At 38.1% G+C, this 17,475-nt stretch carries 15 protein-coding genes and 1 pseudogene; 8 read left to right on the forward strand and 8 right to left on the reverse strand.

Annotated elements, in window-relative coordinates; genetic code table 11:
* Positions 1 to 552: 552 nt before the first annotated feature.
* Positions 553 to 1,641, reverse strand: coding sequence for a C40 family peptidase (locus MUB24_RS06790; RefSeq protein ID WP_244702537.1), 1,089 nt, complete (start codon positions 1,639 to 1,641; stop codon positions 553 to 555).
* Between the two features lie 291 nt (positions 1,642 to 1,932).
* On the opposite strand from MUB24_RS06790, the gene nagA reads away from it, so the two are divergent.
* A complete protein-coding gene (gene nagA, locus MUB24_RS06795; protein ID WP_244702538.1) occupies positions 1,933 to 3,072 on the forward strand; it encodes an N-acetylglucosamine-6-phosphate deacetylase in 1,140 nt (379 codons plus the stop codon).
* A gap of 38 nt (positions 3,073 to 3,110) precedes the next feature.
* Positions 3,111 to 3,845 carry a glucosamine-6-phosphate deaminase gene (gene nagB, locus MUB24_RS06800; RefSeq protein WP_244702539.1) on the forward strand — a complete coding sequence of 245 codons (735 nt, stop codon included), beginning with the start codon at positions 3,111 to 3,113 and terminating at the stop codon, positions 3,843 to 3,845.
* Between the two features lie 70 nt (positions 3,846 to 3,915).
* Here nagB and MUB24_RS06805 read toward each other — a convergent pair whose 3' ends face one another.
* The 3 genes from MUB24_RS06805 to MUB24_RS06815 form a co-directional block, all read right to left on the reverse strand.
* Positions 3,916 to 5,154, reverse strand: coding sequence for an efflux RND transporter periplasmic adaptor subunit (locus MUB24_RS06805; RefSeq protein WP_244702541.1), 1,239 nt, complete (start codon positions 5,152 to 5,154; stop codon positions 3,916 to 3,918).
* 26 nt (positions 5,155 to 5,180) lie between these two features.
* Positions 5,181 to 5,843, reverse strand: a complete 663-nt coding sequence (locus MUB24_RS06810; protein ID WP_244702543.1) for a hypothetical protein — start codon at positions 5,841 to 5,843, stop codon at positions 5,181 to 5,183.
* A 282-nt stretch (positions 5,844 to 6,125) separates the two neighbouring features.
* The gene (locus MUB24_RS06815; protein WP_244702546.1) at positions 6,126 to 6,527 is read right to left on the reverse strand and encodes a helix-turn-helix domain-containing protein; all 402 of its coding nucleotides are present in this window, start codon (positions 6,525 to 6,527) and stop codon (positions 6,126 to 6,128) included.
* A gap of 191 nt (positions 6,528 to 6,718) precedes the next feature.
* Between MUB24_RS06815 and MUB24_RS06820 the strand changes: the two genes are divergently transcribed.
* The 4 genes from MUB24_RS06820 (at position 6,719) to MUB24_RS06835 (ending at position 10,844) form a co-directional block, all read left to right on the forward strand.
* Positions 6,719 to 7,147 carry a hypothetical protein gene (locus MUB24_RS06820; protein ID WP_244702547.1) on the forward strand — a complete coding sequence of 143 codons (429 nt, stop codon included), beginning with the start codon at positions 6,719 to 6,721 and terminating at the stop codon, positions 7,145 to 7,147.
* Positions 7,148 to 7,386: 239 nt separating this feature from the next.
* Positions 7,387 to 8,118 (forward strand): WecB/TagA/CpsF family glycosyltransferase, encoded by a 732-nt coding sequence (locus tag MUB24_RS06825; protein WP_280516897.1) that lies wholly within the window; start codon positions 7,387 to 7,389, stop codon positions 8,116 to 8,118.
* A 357-nt stretch (positions 8,119 to 8,475) separates the two neighbouring features.
* The gene (locus tag MUB24_RS06830) at positions 8,476 to 9,534 is read left to right on the forward strand and encodes a glycosyltransferase family 4 protein (RefSeq protein WP_244702550.1); all 1,059 of its coding nucleotides are present in this window, start codon (positions 8,476 to 8,478) and stop codon (positions 9,532 to 9,534) included.
* 179 nt (positions 9,535 to 9,713) lie between these two features.
* Positions 9,714 to 10,844 (forward strand): GntR family transcriptional regulator, encoded by a 1,131-nt coding sequence (locus MUB24_RS06835; RefSeq protein ID WP_244702553.1) that lies wholly within the window; start codon positions 9,714 to 9,716, stop codon positions 10,842 to 10,844.
* A gap of 400 nt (positions 10,845 to 11,244) precedes the next feature.
* On the opposite strand, the gene MUB24_RS06840 is transcribed toward MUB24_RS06835, so the two are convergent.
* From MUB24_RS06840 to tagD (MUB24_RS06850), 3 genes are all read right to left on the reverse strand, one after another.
* Positions 11,245 to 12,285, reverse strand: a complete 1,041-nt coding sequence (locus MUB24_RS06840) for an LCP family protein (protein ID WP_244702556.1) — start codon at positions 12,283 to 12,285, stop codon at positions 11,245 to 11,247.
* Between the two features lie 244 nt (positions 12,286 to 12,529).
* Positions 12,530 to 13,582, reverse strand: a complete 1,053-nt coding sequence (locus tag MUB24_RS06845) for a CDP-glycerol glycerophosphotransferase family protein (protein WP_244702558.1) — start codon at positions 13,580 to 13,582, stop codon at positions 12,530 to 12,532.
* 112 nt (positions 13,583 to 13,694) lie between these two features.
* Entirely contained in the window at positions 13,695 to 14,093 is a 399-nt protein-coding gene (tagD, locus tag MUB24_RS06850; protein WP_244702561.1) for a glycerol-3-phosphate cytidylyltransferase, read from the reverse strand.
* 270 nt (positions 14,094 to 14,363) lie between these two features.
* Here tagD (MUB24_RS06850) and MUB24_RS06855 point away from each other — a divergent pair, with 270 nt between their 5' ends.
* On the forward strand, positions 14,364 to 15,236 hold the full coding sequence (locus MUB24_RS06855) for an RpnC/YadD family protein (protein ID WP_244702564.1): 873 nt from the start codon (positions 14,364 to 14,366) through the stop codon (positions 15,234 to 15,236).
* Between the two features lie 126 nt (positions 15,237 to 15,362).
* Here the strand turns inward: MUB24_RS06855 and tagD (MUB24_RS06860) are convergent, their stop codons facing one another.
* The gene (tagD, locus tag MUB24_RS06860) at positions 15,363 to 15,761 is read right to left on the reverse strand and encodes a glycerol-3-phosphate cytidylyltransferase (protein WP_244702566.1); all 399 of its coding nucleotides are present in this window, start codon (positions 15,759 to 15,761) and stop codon (positions 15,363 to 15,365) included.
* Positions 15,762 to 16,252: 491 nt separating this feature from the next.
* Here tagD (MUB24_RS06860) and MUB24_RS06865 point away from each other — a divergent pair.
* Positions 16,253 to 17,425 (forward strand): annotated as a pseudogene (locus MUB24_RS06865) (CDP-glycerol glycerophosphotransferase family protein); the annotation flags it as partial.
* Positions 17,426 to 17,475: the final 50 nt, after the last annotated feature.

Genomic DNA, 17,475 nt, shown 5'->3' on the forward strand with positions numbered 1-17,475 from the left:
AAAAAATGAGGTTTTTGAAAAAAAGTCTTGATATAAGTGCGTGTTCAAAAAGGAGGATAAAAAGGAACAAGAAGTTCGAGGCGGCGCCGTTTCGAGCAGCAGAATGTATGCTTTTAAATACATGAGCAGCGGAGAAACAAGCCAACGAAGAAATTCGCAGTGTCATTTTTACCGGACTTTTTGAACATCATCTATAAATAAAATAAGGTTATCGTAAGTGAAGTGAAAATACCGCAAAGTAAAGCTCGGTGCACCAATATACCACGGATAAAACCCTAGCATAGCCTAAGGATGATTAACATCCCCATTTTATTAGAAAAAGGTGAGGCCTCATCGGTGACTCACCTTTTCGTTATTTCGCTTTATTGCGGATAAATATTTGTCAAAAGGCCTATTTAGCATACTCCAAGCTCTATGGAACTTGTGGCATGAAATCATTGATTGTGAACTTGTCCTGTGTACCCACAAGGTATCCATCAATCCATGGATAGGATTCATAGAATTTCTTCTCTTATCCTCAAAAATCCGTTAGCCGCCCCATCCATGAGAAGATTAATAAAACCGTTTATAGCCGTCAAATTTACTTTTCCAGTAAGAGTTGCTAAGATTGGTAATGTTGACACCATTGTCATTGGCATGGATGAAATCGCCGTTTCCGAGATAAATCCCCATATGAGAGATTCCTGGTTTATATGTATCTCTAAAGAAGACTAAGTCGCCTGGTTGAGGATTGTTGATATAATAAGCGCGATCATAATAGCCTTCAGAGCTGAGACGACCGATTTTTTTCCCGCTTTGATTAAAGGTATAGTAGATAAAGCCGCTGCAGTCAAAGCCAGCAGGTGTGCTTCCACCCCATGCATATGGAGAGCCGATCACTTTCTTTGCTGTTTGGATCACGTCTGTATTACTAACGGATGATCCTGTATCAGCAGCAGGAGGGTTTGGACTTGCTTTCGGATTAGGTTTTGCTTCTGCTTTATTATTGTTCGTGGGAGAAGAACTTGCTTTTACTTTTAAGACTTGTCCAACTAAAATGAGGTCTGAATTTAATCCATTCAAAGACTTAAGCTCTTTAACGGTTGTACCGTATTTTACGGCAATCCCGCTTAAAGTATCGCCGCTAACAACCTTATATGTACCTGTTTTTTGGGAGCTGGTGCTTCCTTGGTTCGATCCAGTTGGCTTCGTCGTACTCGATCCAGGTTTGGATACTTTTAATACCTGACCGGGGTGAATCAAATCGCTTGTTAACTGATTCCACTCTATTAAACTAGTTAGGGAAATATTAAACTTTTTTGCGATATTAAATAAGTTATCACCAGAGACAACGACATAGGTTTTGGCTGAAGCAGATGAATTTTCTTGTGTTTTTCCTTGTGCCGAATTAGACTTTGGTTTGGTGGTTTCCGTTTTCTTTTTCGCTTCATCAGGAGTGACAATAATCACTTGCTTTGGATAAATTAAATCACTTTTTAAGTTGTTCCAATCTTTTAACTGGGAGACAGATGTTTGATATTTGGATGCAATTTTCCAAAGAGAGTCCCCAGATTTTACTTCATGAGTCGCGCCAAGCGCAGTGCCAGTAAAAGATGTTGTCAGTATAACGGCCGTTGCCGTTCCTGCTAATGCCTTACGCATCTGAAGTTCCTCCTATCTTCTTACATTACAGTTCATTCTACCATGAGATAGGTAAAAGGTTGGAAAAAAATCCAATTTGTAACAAATTTTTAATGTTAAACCCTTTTTTTGGCAAAAATCGATGAGAGAAGACCTATATTGACTATTTGTACATCTTGTTTGTTGCTAATTGTTAAATGAACAAGTAGAAAAATGAGAGCAAATCAAATTCATACCTCCGTTTGTCATTCAAATCTGCTAGGATTATAATAGGTGTAATGAAATCAGTTGGAGAAAATTGGGGTGGATATATTGAGTCAAAAAGTCGTGATAAATGCTGAAATTTACCCGGGGGGAAGAGAGGAGCCTATTTCACAAGGGTATATGCGCTTTTCTGAGCAAATTCTTGAAGTAGGTCCAATGAGTGAGTATAAAAAACAGGAAGGAGAAAAGGTCATTGATGCTAAAGGCCTTCTCGTCATTCCTGGCATGATTGATATTCATATCCATGGCGGACATGGCATTGATTTTATGGATGCCGACCCGGAAAAAAATGTGGAGTTAAGTAAAAAATTACTAGACGAAGGGGTTACCTCCTTTTTCGCCACAACGATGACACAGGAACATGATCATATCACCAAAGCCATGGAAGCAATTCAAGTGGCAAAAGCAAAAGGGGCGAATATAGAAGGGGTTCACTTAGAAGGCCCTTTTATTAATGAGAAGAAAAAGGGGGCACAAGATCCTCAGTATATGGGCCCTGCCAACATCGATACTTTTTTAAAATGGCATGAAGCTTCAGGAAATCAAATCAAGCTTGTCACATATGCGCCTGAATTAGAGGGAGCCCGTAAATTTGAACAGGTCATGATCGATCGGGGGATTGTGCCGTCTGTTGGACATTCGGATGCCGTTCGCAAAGAGCTGCTTGAAAGTGCCGCCTCTCATGCAACCCATTTATATAATGGAATGCGTGGGCTTCATCATCGTGAGGCTGGTGTGGCAGGCCATGCTTTAATAACGGAAGGTTTGCAAGTGGAGATAATTGCGGACGGTATTCATATTCATCCAGACATGATCAAGCTTGCTTATCTCGTTAAAGGGGCAGAAGGCATCTCCCTGATTACGGATGCGATGATGGCGAAAGGGATGGAAAACGGAGAATATGAATTAGGAGGTCAAAAAGTCATTGTTGTTGATGGAGAAGCGCGTTTGGAAAATGGTTCGCTGGCAGGGAGTGTATTGACATTAGATCAGGCATTTCGTAATATAATGGAATTTACTGGATGTTCCATTACAGAAGCCGTACAAATGACCTCCAGTAACCAAGCAAGAGAATTCAAACTGACCCAAAAAGGGTATTTAAAACCTGGAAAAGATGCTGACTTTGTCATAATGAGTCCACAACTAGAAGTAGAGAATACATATCGGCTTGGACAAAGTCATAAATAAACAAAAATGATCTAAAGTTTTTTAGAGGGGGATGAAAATTGGATATTATTATTGCAAAAAATGATCAAGAAGCATCAAAAAAGGCTTTTGAAAGGATTCAGGAGGGGCTGCAAAATGGTTCGATTCAGACTTTGGGGTTGGCGACAGGGAGTACGCCCTTAAAGCTGTATGCGGAGATGCGTGAAGCACGTTTAAATGTAGAGAATGTAACAACCGTTAATCTGGATGAGTATATCGGATTGGCTGCCAGTGATCCGCAAAGCTATCATTATTTTATGGAAAATGAATTGTTTAACAGCTTACATTTTAAAGCCTCTTATTTACCTAATGGGATGGCTGATGATTTAGAGGCAGAATGTAAACGATATGAGCAAATTTTAAGTGAACACCCTATTGATCTGCAAATTCTTGGCCTTGGAACCAATGGGCATATCGGCTTTAATGAACCAGGCACACCATTTGCTGCAAAAACACATGTGGTCGAGCTAACAAAGGAAACGATTGAAGCCAATAAACGTTTTTTTGAAAAAGCGGAAGATGTACCAACTCGTGCCATTTCCATGGGAATTGCCTCGATTATGGCTGCGAAAAGCATTATCCTCCTTGCATTTGGAGAGGCGAAAGCAGACGCCGTTCAACAAATGGTAGAAGGGCCAGTGACAGAAGAGTGCCCAGCATCCGTTCTACAAAATCATCCCAATGTAACCATCATTGTCGATGAGGCGGCGGCAGGAAAACTAAACGTTAAGGATTCAACAACATTCCTTCGTTAACTGGAACTTGCATTTTTAAAAAAAAAGCTCCTTATTCACCCTCACATCAGGTTGAAAGGAGCTTTTGTTCTCACTTTTGAAACATTCCAATTAATAGATACTTTACTATTTTTCGAGAACTGGCCTTTTTCCATGTATGAACAATTTGTTTATCCCATTGGAAACTAGTAATAAAAGGACTAGTTCTGCTGACTTCTTTAGGGTCGGGAACATAGTATTCCCCAATTTCTATGCCACTCTTTATTTCCTGACGATTATGAACGAGTAAGCCCTGTTGGATCATCCTTTTTTCCACTATTCCATTCTCAGTGAGGACCCAGAGAAAAGCTTGTCCCTCTTTCTTTTCGACACTTTTTTTCGCAACAACGGGGACCTTCTTTGCTTCCGCCAAAATGACTTCAGTCTGTAAATGATGGCCTATCCGCCATTTTTCATCTTCTGATTCCGGTTTCACTGTAAAACGGTAAAAACTATCTCGGTCCAAAGAGGCTTCTTCTGAGGGAAGATCTTCAATGATGTCTATTTTCCCAGGGATCGCTGCCTTACTTTGGCTAGAATAAAGTTTTACCGGCATATCTGGTTCTACTTTTTCAACCTGCTTCTCTGATAAAAACCCTTCCACAATCGGATTTTCAGAGATAATGGTGATGACTGGATTTTCCAATTCGAAAGATAGGCTCTCCACTTTTCCCTCAAATGGACTGAAAATGGTCAATCCTTTTATTCCTTCTTGTATGGATTCCCTTTGGGTTTCGTATTGGCGAATCGATTCTTCTATATTCTTTTGAACTAGTTCTTTCTCTGCGATCGCTTGATCAATCGATAAAGATAATTCACGTATCGATGCCGCTTCTACAGAATCTGCCGTACGGTTATCTTTTGCGTCATCCGCTCGATTGGAAGAACTCACTGGATGTATATTTGATTTCATTTTGACAAGTTCTTCCATATAGGTCATCACATGTTTCTTTTCCGCTTCTAAACGTGTGATCTCTGCTTCTAACAATGCTGTCTGTTCTTCTTGGTCAGAGCTTTCATATTCAAAAAGCGGTGTACCAATTTCCACAACTTCCCCCTTTTTCACCAAAAAGTTTTTAAAGGAGGCTTGTAAATCAATAAAAACAGGGTGCTTCTCAGCGGGAACAACCACTCCTTCCGTTTGAAGGGTCTTTTCGAGATTCCCAGTAACGAGAGTCTTCCAGTCGGAAAGATGAACCACATGCTTAATCTTGCTCCCATCCTTTTCCATTAAAAAAATATTGAACCCAATAAAAAGAACCAATACAATGAGGAGCAAACTTTTTCTCACAAGGATCACCAGCTTTTTATGTATTGTTATAACAGGATCACAAAATTAATAACAGCCATGGCAGAAGAGAGGCACCATGAAACGAGATGAACCCCTAAAACGATTAGAAAAAGGGGAATTCGCTTTAAGGAGGTCATCGTTCGAATCCCTCGATACTGCAGCACCATTACCCAAACTTTAAAAATAGAAATGGAACCAAGTAGAAAAATCGCATATTTATAAGTGAAGAGATACTGACCAATAACGCCAAGAGATAATGGTGAGGAATACCAAGGCAAATCAAATCCAATCGCCAAAATGATAAAAGATACTTGCTCCAATAAGAGAATCGGCAAGATAAAGGATTGAATGACAACAAATTTCGAATACAGGTCTTCGGAAAACAACCAGAAACAAAGGGCAGGTAATGTTAAAATCATTCCCCCGTATACAAGCCCAAATAAGAAACGACCAATGACAAAAAGGCCTTTTACACTTTCATATTCGATCGGCGACTCGCCCAATAGTGTAGGAGAAAGAACATGACTGCCAATTCCTACCCATCCAGATAAAGAAAAAATCACAGCACTTGCCAATAAAAGCAGAAAAATACGTAAACGCCATCCTTCAATCACTTCAGCCTTCGCAAGCTTATAGAAACTTTGATTCGGATGAAACAAACCCTTTAAAATTCTCCATTCATAAATCAAAAAAATCCCCCACTTCAAAAGTCGACATCTCTATTTTAAATGATTTTTCCATAGAGATGTGAAATTTCTTCTCCATTCTAAAAAACAAGGACTTTTGTCGGGGGCCAACAGGATGTTGGCCAGAACGGCGTGGCGACTGTTGTCGCGCCCTTAGCCGTTCATCGATAAAACAGGATGTTGGCCAGAACGGCGTTGCGCCAGGACGGCGCGCCCTTAGCCGTTTTTCCACTTCAAGGCGCTTGCGTTTTTCTTTTGATGTTCCATTCCCTCTCGACTAACAAATTAGCGGTGGACAAGTTTTAGGATATGTGGAAGAAAAGTACTTACGTCTCGCTGAATCTTTTCATTAGAGTGGGAGAGGGAAATGAGGAACTTATACAGACTCTCATTATTTTCAATCATCTCAAGGATGCGATGTAACTCGGAATCTCTGGAGTGTTCACGTAGCATCATTGCCGAGTATTCCTTCCCAGTGTCTTCGCCGAAAAGAATGCGCATTAAATGATCTTGTGGGATGGCATAGGCACGCTGGAATTGTTGTAAAGTCTCGATCGAAATTTGGCGTTTTCCATGCTCATAATTGGAAAGAGCAGCCTGTGTCATATGTAGTCGTTTAATTGCTTCATCTTGGCTAATTCCCAAGACTTCTTCCCGGTATCTTTTAAGTTCCTTATGGACTGACATACTATTTCCCCCATTATCTTTTTTGTTAAACATACCGGCAAAAAAGTCCAGAAAAGACATTTTATAACAAATCATAATGGAAAATAACATAACGAATTGGATGTGCGGAGAGAAAACGACAAATGAGAAAGTTAATATATAGGTATATTTGACTAAAAAAGGGTCTTTTTGACCTTTAAGGGGGAATGAATTTGTTTGTATATGCTAAAATTAAGGGAGTTATGTCCTATGGAAAACGAGTAGGAAGGGATTATCAATTAGTTTGTCAAGGAAGGGTAGAAAATAGGAGAGAAATTAAATTAAGCCCAATGATTTACTTCTTAGAATCTTCATCTTCGGAAACCTCCCCAGAACCAGTCGTGCTCCTAACATCATTCTTATTTGTACAAACAGTCATTGACTTAACTAGTAGAACGGAACAAAATGAATGGGACATTAGAATCATCATTGATTTAAAAAGTTGGTCGTTCTACATAGAGGATCATGAAGAAAAATCTTTCATGCCAAATGAAATAAAAGTGCTCATCTTTTCTTCCTTTGGTATCCAAATCGAACAAAAAAGACTGACACTTGATGTGCTAGCCTCAAGAAAACATATTATGAGTGAAAATCATCCTTGACAAAGACGGGATGAAAGCGTTTAAAAATTTAATCTAAAAACAGGGGGACGATCACCCCTGTTTCTATTTTTCGAAGGTCCCACGCGTTTTAGAGGCTAAAAAGTCTGACATAATGCTAAAATGAATACCCGCATTCGTACAGATAACAAATGAGTAAGGTTCTACTATATCCACACATATCTTGGAAATGATATACTATAGAAGTGTGTCAATAAAATGTGAAACAGGAGTTAACCATATTGGAAAAAGTAGATATCCTTGGGGTAGAGTTTGATTATGTTACCCAACAGGAAATACTAAATATTTTACACCAAAAGATAGAGCGAAATAAAAAAGCTTTTGTAGTGACAGCTAATCCAGAAATAGTCATGCATGCTAATAAAGACCCTCAATATATGAACACCCTTCATTTTGCCAATCATATTATTGCAGATGGAATCGGGATTATAATAGGATCGAAAATCATTCGCCAACCATTACCGGAAAGGGTTGCAGGCTTTGATCTTATGGTAGAATTACTGAATATCGCCAATCAGGAAGGCTTACGTGTATTTTTTCTTGGGGCGAAGGAACAAACGCTTGAACAAATGATTCCGAAGATAAAAAGGGAGTATCCGAAATTAGTGATAGCTGGATATCATCATGGATTTTTTAAAGGTCATGAGCATACAATTGTTCAGATGGTAAAAGAAGCGAAAGCCGATCTTGTTTTTGTTGCTTTAGGTTTCCCAAAACAAGAAGAATGGATTCAGAAAAATATTGATTCCTTTGAAAAAGGTATCTTCATGGGAATTGGTGGTAGTTTTGATATTTTGGCAGGAACAGCCAAACGAGCTCCAGTTTTTTGGCGCAAATTGAATATTGAGTGGCTGCATCGCCTTATTCAACAGCCATCACGTTGGAGGAGAATGCTAGCATTACCTATTTTTGTAAAAAAAATATTTCAACATAAAAGGAAAAATTCGCGATAATAATAGGTAACCTTTTTCGTTTTCATTCGTCAAAGAATAAAAGATTAGTTGAAAACGAGATACGGTTCAGCTATTATGTTATTAGGCAATATTACGTTTTTTAGAAGTACTGGCTTAGCTTTACCTAGTCGGTACCGAATATTTTCCAATAAAAGCTTCCGTATTAGATTGTGGCTGCAAGGATTTGTGTCAGAATGGTGAAGAGGATATACGACAGGGATTCCTTCGATTCAATCACCTTCTAAGACGCTTGTGCTTCTCTAAAAAAATTTTTCAGAAAAAAATGGCATAAATGTCATTAAACAATATGTCTAGATCTTATAAATTATGCAATATTAATGGCAAGGGGGTTACAAATTGGATGTGCTCTATTTCTTTATATGCTTTGTTGCCTCAATCTTAGTAACGCCAGTCATCAAAAAACTTGCAATTAAATGGAATGTAACCGATAAACCGAATGATCGAAAAGTTCACAGCAAAGCGATGCCTTATCTTGGCGGAGTTGCTATCTATATCAGTTTCATGATTGGTCTTATTCTTTCTCATGAAGACAGTCCCTATTTATGGCCGATTATCGTTGGCGGTGGCATCATAATCATTACAGGGATTTTGGATGATATTTACGATCTGGCACCGCGATATAAATTTATGGGTCAATTGCTTGCGGCTGTTGTCGCCTTAATTGGCGGATTTGACTTAGAGTTCATTAACCTTCCCTTTGGTGGGCAAATGGAATTTGGCTATTTTTCCATTCCGTTAACCATTATTTGGATCGTCGGTATTACGAATGCCTTTAATTTCATTGATGGATTAGATGGGCTTGCTGCTGGAGTGTCATCCATTGCACTCATTACATTAAGTATTATGTCTTTTATGCAAGGTGACTTCTTTGTTTTAACCATTGCGCTTGTGTTATTAGGGAGCACACTTGGCTTTTTACCCTATAATTTTTATCCAGCCAAAATTTTTATGGGGGATTCGGGCGCCCTATTTTTAGGTTATATGATTGGTGCTCTCTCCTTGCTCGGATTTAAAAATGTGACTTTCTTATCGTTTGTCATACCGATTATTATACTCGGAGTTCCTATCTCCGATACATTCTTTGCGATGATGCGCCGGTTCATGCAACGAAAGCCATTATCATCAGCAGATAAGCTGCATTTGCACCATCGTCTGCTCAGTTCCGGTTTCTCACATCGTCAAACGGTCTTGCTCATATATGGCATTTCCACAATGTTTAGCTTAGCGGCCATCATCTTTTCAATGGCCACTATCTGGGGCTCCCTACTCATTATCGCCTTACTCTTACTACTCATTGAATTGTTTGCAGAACTGATTGGCCTTGCTGGAAAAGACTATAAACCAATTCTAAAAATCATGCGACCCAGAACCAATAGCAGTCGTTACGATGAGTGAGTATTAAAAAACAAGAGCATTCGTATTTAAACGAAGCTCTTGTTTTTTTATGCGAAGAAGAGAGAGCAACTCAAGACAAATTTTGGGGCGTGCCAGGCACCTCTTTAAGAATGGGGGAGAAAATATGTTGAATATCATTTATAATGGGTTAAATAAACTATGACTAAAGGGTGACTTATGTGAAAAAGCCATTGTACAAGGTGATTTATGAAAGTATTGCGTACAAAATTAATCGAGGTGAATTAAGGAAAGGGGATCAAATCCCGTCAGAGAAGGAGTTGGCGGAACAATTCAACGTTAGTAGAATTACGTCCAAAAAAGCATTGGATATACTGTCTCAAGAAAAATTAATTGAACGAATTCAAGGAAAGGGATCCTTCGTAGCTAAAATGGATCCTGAAACCCTGCCAAAAACAGTCGAAAAACTAAATATGGAAAGCAAGGAAGTGCTCACAGTTGGTTTGATTATCTCCGGCTTCTCAGACAGCTATGGTTCAACATTAGTGAAACAAATTGAAAAAGAGGTGACAAAGCAGGCAGGAGTATTATTCCTAAGAATCACACAGGAAAATCTGAAAGAAGAGGAAAAAGCAATTGAAGAGCTTATACATATAGGAGTAAGTGGAATCATTATTTTACCCGTTCATGGGGAACATTATAATATGAAAATTTTAGAATTGGTGCTAAAAGGCTTCCCTATTCTCCTTCTAGATCGTTATTTACGGGGAATTCAAGCCAGCTCTGTGTCAACAGATAATATTAGGGCTTCTAAAATGGCAACGAATTATTTATTTTCCCTTGGCCATAAAGATATTGCTTATATTTCTCCGCCTGGGGATGGGACATCCGTCTTAGCAGAGCGATTGGTTGGGTATCAACAAGCGTTTAACCAGCAACCGTTTCATTATCATCCTGAGTATGTGCTCACAAGTATTGTCTCAGATTTTCCGGCTTATATGAAGCGAGACGAACAATTTGAAAAGGAACTCAATAAGGTGAAGGATTTTTTAATAAAACATCCTGCCCTAACGGGGTTTGTCGTTTGTCGATACTCGTTGGCGAAGATTCTTGAATATGTCATCCATAGCTTAGGTAAAAAGATCCCACAAGATTATTCAATTGTTTGTTTTGATTCACCAAAGCCGGTTATTGGGCCTTCTCCCTTTACTCATATTGCTCAAAATGAAGAGGAAATTGCAAGAAAAGCAGTTGATTTATTGCTTGAACAAATAAACGGTAAAAGGAGAATCCATAGAGAAGTCATTGATTTTGAACTAGTAGAAGGATTATCCACTAGAAAAATAGAATAGAAAGATAGCTCGGACTCTTTTTTTATTATTAGTTAACATGTTGATAAATGATAATATAGCATATATGTACGAGCGGTACATGTAAATGCCAATAGTATGGCTGAATTTTTAGAGTGTATTGCTGAAAGCTTCGGGCGGAAATGCTGAACTTTCCAAAGGGATTGCTGAACTTTTCAAAGGGATTGCTGAACTTTCCAAAGGGATTGCTGAACTTCCCAAAGGAAATGCTGAACTTTTTAATTCGGGACGAGTCATTCACCAAAAAAGGGGTTGTCCGAAAAGTGGAAGTGCCCTCAAGTGTAATAATCAGGAAATGTGGATACAGCAAGGTTTTGAAACATGAAAAGGGGCATCCACAGGTCGAAAATACGACTATCTGGACTGCCCCTTTATTTTTGGCTTATTCTTCTTCGTTTGAAGCGGGATTGGCGACGTTATGAGTGGTGTCGCTAGCTGGTTCAAGACCTAGATGTTGTTTCAGCGCAAGCTTCGTTTCAGCCACGGATTCATCATCCAATTCCCAGTAATATACATTTTGTCCACTGCTGTTTGGGATGTAGCTATCTTTCCCATCAATTGTCAGTGTCTCAATGCTTAAGTTTCTTGTGATGCCATAATCGGCGAAGGCTTTGATTTCATCAAACGTCATATTCGTTTTCATATTGGCGCCAATCGCATCAATGATTTGGCCGAGTTTTGGAAGTATGGCGCCAGAAGCGGCTTTCTTTGAAATCGCTTTGATCACTTCTTGCTGCCTTTTCCCACGCTCAATATCGTTATCCATATGCCTTGTTCGCGCAAACGCCAAAGCTTCCTCGCCATCAAGCGTCTGCAAACCGGGTTCTAAGGAAATGGCATTGGCACGGTCTTTGGAATCCTGTTCTGAAAAGGCAAAAGGCACATCAATTTCCACACCATCAAGAGCATCGATAATTTGCATGAATGCCTCAAAATCGACTCTTACATAATAATCAACAGGAATATCCAATAGGTTTTCCACGGTTTCAATCGTAGCTTTGGGACCACCATACTTATGGGCATGGTTGATTTTGGTCGAATATCCAACTTCATCGATATAGACATACGAGTCACGAGGGATGGATAAAAGCTTAACTGATTTCTGCTTTTCATTCAAGGTTGCAAGCAAAAGAGCGTCTGAACGGGTATTGTCGCCTTCGCTGCGTTTTTCGCTGTCATCAATTCCGATAAACAAAATGGACACATTATCAATTTTCGGGTCAACCTTTTTTTCGCGTAGATCCGACTTTCCACCCCGTGCATCCTCATACGAATTCCCCATCATATCTGCCGCTTTACTATATATATGCACACCATAGGTAATCGCTCCAGATGCGATCAACAAAATTGGAAAAACTAAGAACCAGAAAACGCGTCTATTTCGCTTTTTTTTATTTTTTACTTTGATTTGCTGTCGTCCCATAAGGGTGTTCTCCTTTTTATTTCAAAATTTCCCTTACCAAGTTATCTTTTGTCATTAACAAATAAATATGCTACACATTATCATACTATGAATCTGCCATTTGATACAATACATTTTGATGACAAATCATGTAATATTGTGTAAAAAGATGCAATCTTCTTTCGCTAGTTTAGCAGTCTGAAATAAGGGGATCATAATTTTTGTGAATAAATGAAAACGCTTGGGAGTCAACCCTCGGTCACTTTTAATGAGACCGCTCTCCGACAGGATATAATGCTTGTACTAATTGTTCACTTGCATTCCCTCTAGAATATTCATTCCAGTCTTGTGCGAAAGCTTCTATTTGCTTCAAATCATATTCTCCTTTTTCGATCACTGCAATGAGCTCATCTGTTGTTTGCACAATCGGTCCTGGCACTAATTTTTCATAATCCTCCCAAAACCCTCGTGTACGACGATATTCTTCTAAATCATAAGCGAAAAAGATCATGGGTCTTTGCAATAAGGAGAATTCAAATGGAATTGACGAGTAATCTGAAATTAAGAGATCGGTGACCATCAATAAATGATTGACATTAGGTAAATGGGAGACGTCATAGACAAAATCAGGAAAGGGATTTTTCCAATCCTCTTGAATCGCCGGATGTAGTCGTAAAAATAACACATATTCCTCGTGAAAGGCATGATACATCTTCGCCACATCTAACGCTAATTGAGAAATATGCATCTGATTATCCCGAAAAGTCGGGGCATACAAGATGACACGTTTTTGTTGGACGATGGGATAATGGTAAGCTAAATCGGATTCCACAATTTGCTGATTTAATTCGTCGAAAAAGAAATCCGTCCTTGGGATTCCAGTGCGAATTATTCGTTCAGCCGAAATCCCGAAGCTTTGTTGAAATATCGCACTCATTTTTTCACTCCCCACAACAACTTGGGTAAATTGCTGATATACTTTTTGAAAACGATCCATAGCTTGGGGCGTGCGATAATAGATAGAAGGATCCTTCAAACCGAATTTTTTCACCGCACCTGCCGCATGCCATAGCTGTACACAAGCGACATCTCTTTTGAATGAAGTCGCAGCTAAAAAGCCAAAATAATTATCAACAAAAATATGGGACGAAGTGGCTAAATGAAAGACAGAACGAAGCCAATGGATCGGAGAGCTAGGTTCAACATTCAAGATCATCCAATCAGAATACCCTGTGAAATCCACCTTACAAGCATCTGTTTTTAAAATCACAATTGGAACATCAGGCTTCATTTTTTTCAAGGCATTCGCCGTATACAAAGCATTATCCCCAAACGAAGCAACAAAGGTGGACTTCGTTTTAAGAGGATAAAGCTTAAAAAGGGCGAAGACAATACGAAAGACAAATAAATATAAGGTAATCAATAGTTCTCTAACCATTTTGTGTTTTGTTCAAATCCTCTTTTATTTTTGTTGTGGAAATGCCCACCGTACGCGGCAAATACACCACTTCACAATATTCTTTTAAAAAGTCAAACTTCCCTCGCCAGTCATCGCCCATTACAAACACATCAACATCATAATTCTTCACATCATCTATTTTCTGATCCCATGAACATTCTGGAATCACTTCATCCACATAGCGCACGGCTTCTAGAATCGCCTTGCGCTGTTCATAGGAATAATAGGCCTTCTTGCCCTTAATGGCATTAAATTCATCTGTTGAGATCGCCACAATCAGATAATCCCCATACTCCTTCGCCCGCCGCAAAATATTAATATGCCCCGTATGGAGAAGATCGAATGTGCCATAAGTGATGACTTTTTTCATTTTGGGGAACCTCCCGTATGAAGTATATGGAATATTATATCCATATTAGAAGGAATCATCAAAGGTTTATTTGTTTATGGTGGTCGTATTTCCGATCTTATGGGAAATAAATTCTTCAATCAAGAACTGGAAGAATCGCGGAAACTTACTAGTGATCCTATGTCCATTTAATGAGGCGTAAGTGCTTTACTCACTGCCGCTTTTTGCTATAATAAAGACAGAAACACACCTCAGTCCATCCTCAAAAAAATCCACAAAGGAAGTGTGCATATGCCCTTAGCACAACTGGTCAAGGAAAGTCCCCCTGATTATATCCGACACGATCAATTATTCAAGGAATTGATTCATACTTTTTTCGAAGAATTTTTAGAAGCATTTTTTCCGGAGGTCCATCCATTCGTTGACTTTCATGATCTGAAGCCTTTATCGGAAGAGGTTTTCACAGACTTAATTGAAGGTGAAACTCGCAAGCTAGATATTGTCATTGAAACAAAGCTAAAAGGCAAGGAATCATTAATTATCATTCATGTTGAACCACAGAGTACGAGCCAAACCTATTTTCACAAGCGCATGTATCATTACTTTAGTCTTTTATACAACAAGTATCGGAAGCCGATTATTCCCATTGCCGTTTTTAGTTATGAGGAAAACTGGGAAAAGAATCAATATACGATGGTTTTTCCTTTCTTTCATGTACTAACCTTCAATTATTTGACACTCCACCTTAAGAAAAAGAATTGGCGGGATTATATAAAGGCAAACAATCCCGCCGCTGCAGCGCTTTTAAGTAAAATGGGTTATACTGAGGAGGAAAAGATTCAAGTAAAAAAGGAATTCCTGAAAATGCTTGTGAAAATGGAGTTAGATCCAGCCAGACAACGATTGGTCTATGGATTTTTCGAACGTTATTTAATATTAACTGAACAAGAGGAGGAGCAATTAATGGAAGAAATCAATTACATGGACGAAGCGGATAGAATCAAAATCCTGGAAATCCCGATTTCTTATGAAGAAAGAGGTATTGAGAAAGGTATCAAAAAAGTCGCATTAGGGATGCTGAAAAAAGGGTTATCAATTGAATTAATTGCAGAAGTAACGAATTTGGAGAAAAAGGAAATTGAGGAATTGAAAAGGAAATTGTAATTTCTATTTTATGTAGAACCCAAATGGTTTTTGGGAAATTCCCCAATTGAAATAAGATCGCTCAATTGGGGAACTCTATAAACCACTATAATCGGAGCAAACAGATTCACCAACTACTTCAAAACACTATTGGTTCTTCGCTTTATTCAAATCCTTTTTAATTTTCGTCGTCGAAATACCTACCGTTCTTGGCAAATAAATGACTTCACAATACTCTTTCAAAAAATCAAATTTTCCCGTCCAATCGTCGCCCATAACGAAAACATCGACATTATGCTTCAATACATCCTCGATTTTCTGTTCCCATGTATGTTCAGGAATCACTTCATCGACATAACGAATCGCCTCAAGGATCATTTTCCTTTGCTCAAATGTGTAGTATGCTTTCTTTCCTTTAATCGCATTAAACTCGTCCGATGAAATTGCCACAATCAAATAATCCCCATATTCTTTTGCCCGTCTTAAAATATTGATATGACCAGTGTGAAGAAGGTCGAAAGTGCCGTAAGTGATGACTTTTTTCAATTTGAGAACCTCCGTAAGAAATAGCGTAATGTCACTAAAAATTCTTATTAAAGTGTAATATCATAACTAATTTAAGCGAAGTAAGTGAAGTTCTAATTATTGCATAATTGCTTAACTGATGATAATAATACAAATAACAGCAAAATTCGCCAAAGATTTAGATGGGATTCTTCCAGTTGAAAACTGAAGAATGGGTTTCTAAAAAACAAATGTAATATTTGTAATCCAAAAATCCATTCGTATTGCCTATTTCATTTGGCTGTTGCCGATTTTTATTGTTTTTCGCTATTATTGTATCAAACACCACTCCAATTTGGTAGTTTTTTCGGTCGATGAAAGTTTAAAAGGGTGTTTTCTTTTGATAGCCTGCTCGATAAATGATATTGTTGTTCGTTCGCATAAACTAATGTTTTGCTTTGAAAAGCAGAAGTCAGCTCAGCTTATCGAAATAAGGAGGAAGCGGTATAGTGTCGTCATTTTTAAGTAAAATTTTACGCAGTCAATTTATGCTGTTCTTATATAAAATTGTGTTTAAGCTTATTGGGCAACTCCCCCCCAAAAAAAAGCTTATTATTTTTGAAAGTTTTCATGGAAAACAATATAGTGATAACCCAAGAGCGATATATGAATACTTACTAGAGAATCATATTGAATATGAAATGTACTGGAGTATAGACAAGAGATACATAGAACAATTTCGAAGAAGACATAACATAAAATGTTTACAACGCTTCTCGTTCCAGTGGTTAATGAAAATGGCCAGAGCCCGTTATTGGATCGTGAATAGTAGACTACCATTATGGATACCAAAGCCAAGGAAGACGATTTATGTTCAAACATGGCATGGAACGCCTTTAAAAAGGTTAGGTGCGGATATAGAAGAGGTACATATGCCGGGAACAAATACAGAGAAATATAAACAAAATTTCACTTATGAGGCAACCAAATGGGATTATTTACTATCGCCGAACGAATATTCAACAAAAATATTTACGAGTGCTTTTAATTACAAGAAAGCAATTGTTGAATCAGGCTATCCCAGAAATGACTTTTTAATGAATCATAACGATGAAGAAACCATTCTAGAAATAAAAAAAAGAGAAGGTATCCCCATTAATAAAAAAGTGATTCTATATGCTCCTACATGGAGGGATAATCAATTTTATTCAAAAGGAAAATATAAATTTAATCTTCATTTAGATCTAGAAAAAATGATGAATCATTTGGGAGAACAATATATCTTAATCCTTAGATTACATTATCTTGTTTCTGAACGTCTCGACTTATCGGGGATGGAGGGTTTTGTTATTGATTTTTCTAATTATGAGGATATAAGGGAACTTTATGTTATTTCAGATATGTTAGTTACAGACTATTCATCTGTTTTTTTTGATTATGCCAATCTTAAACGTCCAATGCTGTTTTATGTCTATGATTTAGAGGACTATAGGGATAAATTAAGAGGATTCTACTTTGACTTTGAGAATCAAGCTCCAGGACCTCTTGTTAAAAATACAGATGATTTAATTAAAGAAATTAAACATATAGAAGAAAATGGTTATACCCCACCAAGGACTACAATGGAGTTCAATGAGAGATTTTGTTCTTTAGAAGATGGTCAGGCAAGTAAAAGAGTAATAAATGAAATTATGTTGAACAGTTAAAAAATCATATAATGATCCACGCCTTAATAGTATCTTCAAATTAGAAGTAT

The organism is Lederbergia sp. NSJ-179 (genome assembly GCF_022867885.1).
Lineage (GTDB): Bacteria > Bacillota > Bacilli > Bacillales > Bacillaceae_C > Lederbergia.

What these genes read in the sequence shown, in the direction of transcription:
- MUB24_RS06790 (WP_244702537.1), bottom strand. Translation starts at nt 1,641, where the DNA reads ATGCGTAAGGCATTAGCAGGAACGGCAACGGCCGTTATACTGACAACA.
- MUB24_RS06815 (WP_244702546.1), bottom strand. Translation starts at nt 6,527, where the DNA reads ATGTCAGTCCATAAGGAACTTAAAAGATACCGGGAAGAAGTCTTGGGA.
- MUB24_RS06840 (WP_244702556.1), bottom strand. Translation starts at nt 12,285, where the DNA reads ATGGGACGACAGCAAATCAAAGTAAAAAATAAAAAAAAGCGAAATAGA.
- tagD (WP_244702561.1), bottom strand. Translation starts at nt 14,093, where the DNA reads ATGAAAAAAGTCATCACTTATGGCACATTCGATCTTCTCCATACGGGG.
- MUB24_RS06855 (WP_244702564.1), top strand. Translation starts at nt 14,364, where the DNA reads ATGCCCTTAGCACAACTGGTCAAGGAAAGTCCCCCTGATTATATCCGA.